Genomic DNA, 6,328 nt, shown 5'->3' with positions numbered 1-6,328 from the left:
GCGATACGCCTCGGGCATGAAGTCCTGCGGCTCGATCTTGCCGTCGGCCTGCATGATCGCGTCGAAGCGGGTCTGGTCGGCGCAAGCGGTGGGGTTTGTCGCAGAGTCGCCGGAGTGGGCCGGGCTTGGGATATCGAGGGATTGGGTGTACATGGCGGCACTCGCTCACTGGATGGTCGCTGTCCGGCGATTATAAACCGACCGGACGGTCGGTAAATGGATTTTTGAGATGTACTCGGGTAACTCCGCATGCGAGGGACGGAGTCGATCGCGCGCGAAAGTGCGCGTTATTCAATCTAATGCAGACGAGGGATGCGTGCCGGACGGCAGAAGAAAGAAGAGCGGCGGCGAATCATCGCCGCCGCTCTTCCGGGGAATATCTGAGGGGAAAGTGGACTTCTAGCGCTGCGGTTGCGCGGCGAAATCTTCCGCGTCGACGTCATAGCCCGACGGTTCCCAGCGCACCGCGAACAGCCCAACGAGCCCGGCGAGCGGCGCGACGGCGATGATCCAGAACACCTTCGTGCCGAGCGCCGCCGACAAGACCGGGAACAGGAACAGCGAAACCGTCGAGCTGGCGCGCATCAACGTCTGATTGAAGCCGACGCCGACGCCGCGCAACGAAGTCGGATAGCTCAGCGATGCGAACGTCATGCTGTGCGAGCCCGGCCCGACGCCTTGTCCGAGCAGAAACGCCGCGAGAAATGCAATCGCGACGACGACTTCGACGCCCGTCGACGGTTTCCCCACGATCGCGAGCCCGACGAGCGCCACCAACTGGAACGCGTAGCCGACGACCGACAACTTCCACGCGCCGTATTTCGGCACCGTGCGCACCGAGAACAGCCCGCCCGCGAACGCGAAGCACAGATTGAGCGCGAGCGACGCGAGAATCGTGGTGAGCATCGATTGCGCGAGGAAACTCGAAATGATGACCGGCAATCCGAACGCGACGGCGTTATAGGCGAACGACGAAGCGATCGCGATGACGGTCGCCAGCACCGTCCGGCGCAGGTACACGCCGCGCAGCAGCGCGCCGTAGTTGCTCCACGTCGCGCGACGCGCCTTGGGCGGAACGGAGGCGGTTTCGTCGACGCGGGCATCGACGCCATACGAGCGCTTCAGGATCGCGGCCGCGCCTTTCAGATCGCCCTGATTTGCGGCCCACACGGGCGATTCGCTCATATATCGGCTGCGAATCGCGATGATCGCAATCGCCGGCACCGCGCCGAAGCCGAGGATCAGACGCCAGAGCCAGCCCGCGTTGTGCTCGGGCAAGACCGCGTACAAACCGAGCACCAGCAGATACGAAACGCTGATCGCCGCGTACCAGACCGGGCACCACATCGCGACGCGGGACGCCTTGTTGCCGCGGCCCTGCAATCGCGAGAATTCCGCGAGAAAGGCCATCGCGACAGGCAGATCGATGCCGACGCCCAGGCCCATCACGAAGCGCGCACCGCCGAGCACCCAGGCGTTGGGCGCGAAGGCGCAGGCGATCGCCGCGACGACGAAGAAGAACATGTCGGCCATGAAGACGCGATAGCGGCCGACCTTGTCGGTGAGATACCCGCCGAGAAACGCGCCGATGATCGCCCCGAACGTGATCGCGGCCGCGACGAAACCGGAGCCGGTCGGCGTCAGCGAGAATTCGCGGGCGATGTCCTTCATCCCGAAGGCGAGCGCGCCGAGGTCGTAGGCATCGAGGAAAATTCCGCCGAGCGCGATGGCGACGACGATCCGCGCATCGCTGCCGATCGCGGCGCCGTGGTTGACGAGGCTGGAGACATCGGCGGCACTTTTGATGACCGGCCGTGAATCTGTGTTGGCGGGCGGGGCGGCAGCGCGTTCGGGCGCAATGGAAACGGACATGATCAGGCTAGTTTGGTAAAAAGTTGTCGATGCAACGAATCGCCGGATCGTACTGGCCCGAGCGCGGCCGGCCAAATTCTTTTTTGTTATTTAATGACTTACGGCGCGGCTTCGATGCTTTTCAGCGGCGCTGCGAACTGGCGCAAACCGTCGCGGCGACGTGTGATGCGACAATGTCGCTTCGTTTTGTTCCTTCTATTCAGGCATGCCGTCAGTTGAAAACATCGAATCGGTGAGCGTCGCGATCGTCGGCGGCGGACCGGCCGGGCTCATGGCTGCGGAGGCGCTCGCGGCGGGCGGGGCGCGTGTCGATGTGTTCGACGCGATGCCGTCGGTCGGACGCAAATTCCTGATGGCCGGCAAAGGCGGCATGAATCTCACGCATTCCGAGCCCGCCGATGCGTTCCTCGCGCGATACGGGGCGCGAAGCCCGGACATCGCGCCGCTGCTCGCGCGCTTCGATGCCGGCGCGCTGCGTGACTGGGTGCATGGTCTGGGCGTCGAGACTTTCGTCGGCAGCTCGGGGCGCGTGTTTCCCACCGACATGAAAGCCGCGCCGATGCTGCGCGCATGGCTGCATCGGCTGCGGGCGTCGGGCGTGACGTTCCACATGCGGCATCGCTGGCTCGGCTGGGCCGATGAAGGTACGTCGATATCGCGTTTCGCGACGCCATCGGGCGAAAAACACGTTCGGCACGACGCGCTCGTGCTTGCGCTCGGCGGCGCGAGCTGGCCGCAGCTCGGCTCCGACGGCGGCGCGCTGCCGATTCTCGCCGCGCGCGGCGTGGCCACGCGTCCTTTCGTGCCTTCCAATTGCGGATTCGACGTCGGCTGGAGCGAGCATTTCAGCAGCCGTTTCGCGGGCGAGCCGCTCAAGTCGGTGGCGATCGGCGTGCAGCGCGGGGATGGCGCGCTCGCTTGGCGCATCGGCGAGTGTCTCATCACCGATCAGGGCATCGAGGGTAGTCTGATTTACGCGTTATCGGCGCCGATCCGCGATCGCATCGGCGAAAGCGCGGACGGCGCTGGCGCGACGGTCTTTCTGGACCTGACGCCGCAACTCTCCGCCGAGCGCGTGCGCGATGAAGTGCTGCATCCACGCGGAGCGCGCTCGATTTCGAGTCATCTGCAGAGCCGCTTGCATCTCACGGGCGTGAAAGCGGGCTTGTTGCGCGAGTGCGTGAGCAAGGACGAGTTCGCTGATCTCGATACGCTCGCCGTGCGGATCAAGGCGCTGCCGCTGCGCGTGCTGCGCCCGCGTCCGATCGAGGAAGCCATCAGCAGCGCGGGCGGCGTCGAGTTCGAAGCGCTCGATGCGCGCTCGATGCTCAACGCGCTTCCCGGCGTGTTCTGCGCGGGCGAAATGCTCGACTGGGAAGCGCCGACCGGCGGCTATCTGCTGACGGCGTGTTTCGCGAGCGGGCTCGCGGCGGGCGAGGGCGCGCTCGCGTGGCTGGCCGGGCGCGCCTGATCCGGCTTACGCGGCGACGAGTCGCCAGAGCGACGTGACTTCCGCCGAGCGCGCGGCATAGAGCGGATCGGACTTGTCGCTCGCGCGCGGATGATGCGGCTTGATGTCGATGCGCCCGTCGACCTTCAATCCGGCCTTGTCGACCCATTCCTGCAGTTGCGCGCGCGTGCGCAGACCGAGATGCTCCGCGAAGTCCGACAGAATGAGCCAGCCTTCGCCGCCCGGCGTCAGATGCGCGGCGAGGCCGTCGAGAAAACCGCGCAGCATGCGGCTCTCCGGGTCGTAGATCGCGTGCTCGATCGTCGCGCTCGGACGCGCCGGAAGCCAGGGCGGATTGCAGACGACGAGCGGCGCGCGGCCCTCCGGAAACATATCGGCTTCGACGATCTTCACCTGACGATCGAGCCCGAGACCGCCGATGTTCTCCCGCGCGCAGGCGAGAGCACGGGCATCGATCTCCGTTGCGACGATGCGCTCGACGCCGCGCCGCGCGAGCACGGCCGCGAGCACGCCCGTGCCGGTGCCGATATCGAACGCGAGTTCTTTCGACGGAAGCGGCTGATTCGCAATTAGATCGACATATTCGCCTCGAACCGGCGAGAACACGCCGTAATAGGGATGAATCCTCCCGCCGACCGCGCCGATCTCGACGCCCTTCTTGCGCCACTCGTGCGCGCCGACCAGACCGAGCACCTCGCGCAATGACACGACTGATGCCTCGTCCGACGGCGGTCCGTACGCCTCCTCGCACGCCTCGCGCACGATCGGCGCGCGGCGCAACGGGATGGCGTATTGCTCGTCGAGCGGCAGCACGAGCATCGCGAGCGTCCGCGCCCTTTGCGATTGCGCGAGTCGATGGAGATTGAACGCCTCGATCGGCGATGGCTCTGTGGCGTGCCTTTTGATCTTGCGCGGCTTGTTGTCGATGCGGCGCGCCATCGCTTGAAGCAACTGGCGCGCGTTCTGAAAATCGCCGCGCCAGAGAATCGCCGTGCCTTCGCAGGCGAGCCGGTACGCGTGATCCGCGGTCATCTGATCGTGTCCGATGACTACGCGTTTCGCGGGCGGATTGCCGCTCTCCGATCGCCAAAGGGCTGAGCGGCTCTCGCCGTCTTCATCCCAGGTGAGGTGTTGCGGTGCTGAAATTTTCGATTGCATATCTATATTGATGTCTATTGCGGGCGTCGCGTCGGCGAAAAATGAACTGGCTGCATTGTGAGGCCATTTCGAGTGCGTCGCTGCTGCTTGTGCGCGTCGAGGGCGATACGCGGCGCGAGCTTCGTGACACTTCAGGCACAATCGAGCCTTTTCCGAACGCCTTCGCCGAATGAAACTCCGAGTTCTCGCCGCGATCTGCGCGGCCGCGCTTGCCGCGCAGTTCAATTTCGCGCCGCAGGCGTTCGCCGCCGACGCCGCCGAAGCGCCCGCCACCGAGCGCTGGGTCAGCGCGTGGGGCACGGCGCTCCAGGCGATTCCGCAACTGGCCAACCTGCCGCCGCTGTATCGCGCGCCGGATGTCGCGGGGCGCACGGTCCGTCAGTTGATCTATCCGCAACTGGACGGCAAGCGGATGCGTCTGCGAATCAGCAACCTGTATGGCACTGAACCGCTCGTCGTCGAGTCGATGAGCGTCGCGCGGGCGGACGGCGGCAGCGGCGCCGCGATCCGCGCTGGAAGCGCGCGGGCCGTGTCCTTTGGCGGACACAAGAGCGTGACGGTCGCGCCGGGCGCGCAAGCCACGAGCGATGCGGTCGATTTCGATGTCGCCGCTTTCCAGCCCGTCGCCGTCAGCACGTACATGGGGAAGGATCAGAAACTCGTCGCGTGGCATCGCGTGTCGAGCCAGGTGAACTACATCTCGACGCCGGGCGATCGCACCGCGGATGCATCGGCAAGCGCGTTCCGCACGCGCTTCACGCAATATGCGTGGCTGACCAATGTCGCGGTGGAAAGCCCGTCGGCGCAGGCGATCGTGGCGATCGGCGATTCGATCACCGACGGCATGCGCTCATCGATCAACGCCAACCGCCGCTGGCCGGATGCGCTCGGGCGGGAGATGGCGCGCAAAAGCGACGGGCAGACGGCCGTCGTGAATGCGGGCATCAGCGGGAATCGTCTGCTGAGCAACTCGCCCTGCTACGGCGAGGCCGTCGTGAGCCGCTTCGAGCGCGACGCGCTGCGTCAGCCGGGCGTGCGCGCGGTGATCGTGCTGATCGGCATCAACGACGTCAATTTCATGGCGATGCCCGCGCACGCCGGGCTCGATTGCGACGCGCCGCACACCGAAGTCAACGCCGATGCGCTTGTGCGCGGTTATCAACGACTGATCGCGCAGGCGCATCAGCGCGGCGTCAAGATCTACGGCGCGACGCTCACGCCCGCTTCGCTGCCGCCCGAACGGGAAGCGATCCGCACGGCGGTCAACGAATCGATTCGCTCAAGCCGGGCGTTCGACGGTGTGATCGATTTCGATCAGGCGCTGCGCGATCCCGCTAGCCCAAGTGCGCTCCAGCGCCGCTACGACAGCGGCGATCACATCCATCCCAGCGACGCGGGCTATGCGGCGATGGCGGCGGCAGTACCGATGGAGTTTGTCGCGGGGGCGGCGAAAGCGGCGCACTGAAGTAGCGCGAAAAAAGTTTGCTTCATCACCTTGTCATTCGCGTCTGCTTGACCTATTATTCAGCCCCTTCGTTGCAAGACGAGGGCTGCCAAGCGAAACAGGTGGCCTCCGAAGTCGACAAATTTCGAAGCGAAAGCGAGAAAATAGTGTTGACAAGGAGAAAAAGATTCTTCATAATCTCGTTTCTCTGCTGCTGATGCAGCGACGCAAGACGGAAGTTGATGTAGCTCTTGCGATGTGCTCTTTAAAAACTAACAGCCGATAAGTGTGGGCGCTTGATGACAAGTGCGGTTTCAGTCTTTCGGGGCTGAAGCAATAGCAAAAGTATCAAGAGTCTCACACGAAGTATCAGAGGAAGGTTT

At 64.7% G+C, this 6,328-nt stretch carries 5 protein-coding genes and 1 pseudogene; 3 read left to right on the top strand and 3 right to left on the bottom strand.

What is annotated here, in order from left to right; all coding sequences use genetic code 11:
* Nucleotides 1-153: pseudogene (locus tag AWB82_RS36870) on the bottom strand (1,2-phenylacetyl-CoA epoxidase subunit PaaA); the annotation flags it as partial.
* 246 nt (nt 154-399) lie between these two features.
* Nucleotides 400-1,872: an MFS transporter gene (locus AWB82_RS36000; RefSeq protein ID WP_086974017.1), complete on the bottom strand. Its 1,473-nt coding sequence runs from the start codon at nt 1,870-1,872 to the stop codon at nt 400-402.
* A 205-nt stretch (nt 1,873-2,077) separates the two neighbouring features.
* Between AWB82_RS36000 and AWB82_RS35995 the strand changes: the two genes are divergently transcribed.
* Nucleotides 2,078-3,343 carry a TIGR03862 family flavoprotein gene (locus AWB82_RS35995; protein WP_086974016.1) on the top strand — a complete coding sequence of 422 codons (1,266 nt, stop codon included), beginning with the start codon at nt 2,078-2,080 and terminating at the stop codon, nt 3,341-3,343.
* A gap of 6 nt (nt 3,344-3,349) precedes the next feature.
* On the opposite strand, the gene AWB82_RS35990 is transcribed toward AWB82_RS35995, so the two are convergent.
* Nucleotides 3,350-4,501 (bottom strand): methyltransferase, encoded by a 1,152-nt coding sequence (locus AWB82_RS35990; protein WP_086974015.1) that lies wholly within the window; start codon nt 4,499-4,501, stop codon nt 3,350-3,352.
* Nucleotides 4,502-4,542: 41 nt separating this feature from the next.
* Between AWB82_RS35990 and AWB82_RS38945 the strand changes: the two genes are divergently transcribed.
* A complete protein-coding gene (locus AWB82_RS38945; RefSeq protein ID WP_268811061.1) occupies nt 4,543-4,674 on the top strand; it encodes a hypothetical protein in 132 nt (43 codons plus the stop codon).
* Nucleotides 4,671-5,966 carry an SGNH/GDSL hydrolase family protein gene (locus AWB82_RS35985; RefSeq protein WP_086974014.1) on the top strand — a complete coding sequence of 432 codons (1,296 nt, stop codon included), beginning with the start codon at nt 4,671-4,673 and terminating at the stop codon, nt 5,964-5,966. Before AWB82_RS38945 ends, AWB82_RS35985 begins: the two co-directional genes overlap by 4 nt.
* Nucleotides 5,967-6,328 lie beyond the last annotated feature (362 nt).

This window comes from Caballeronia glebae (assembly GCF_001545035.1).
In the GTDB taxonomy this organism is placed as follows: Bacteria; Pseudomonadota; Gammaproteobacteria; order Burkholderiales; family Burkholderiaceae; genus Caballeronia; species Caballeronia glebae.
The sequence above is the reverse complement of the archived record's forward strand: the minus strand, read 5'-3'. Positions and strand labels throughout refer to the sequence as shown.

What these genes read in the sequence shown, in the direction of transcription:
- AWB82_RS36000 (WP_086974017.1), bottom strand. Translation starts at nt 1,872, where the DNA reads ATGTCCGTTTCCATTGCGCCCGAACGCGCTGCCGCCCCGCCCGCCAAC.
- AWB82_RS35995 (WP_086974016.1), top strand. Translation starts at nt 2,078, where the DNA reads ATGCCGTCAGTTGAAAACATCGAATCGGTGAGCGTCGCGATCGTCGGC.
- AWB82_RS35990 (WP_086974015.1), bottom strand. Translation starts at nt 4,501, where the DNA reads ATGCAATCGAAAATTTCAGCACCGCAACACCTCACCTGGGATGAAGAC.
- AWB82_RS38945 (WP_268811061.1), top strand. Translation starts at nt 4,543, where the DNA reads ATGAACTGGCTGCATTGTGAGGCCATTTCGAGTGCGTCGCTGCTGCTT.
- AWB82_RS35985 (WP_086974014.1), top strand. Translation starts at nt 4,671, where the DNA reads ATGAAACTCCGAGTTCTCGCCGCGATCTGCGCGGCCGCGCTTGCCGCG.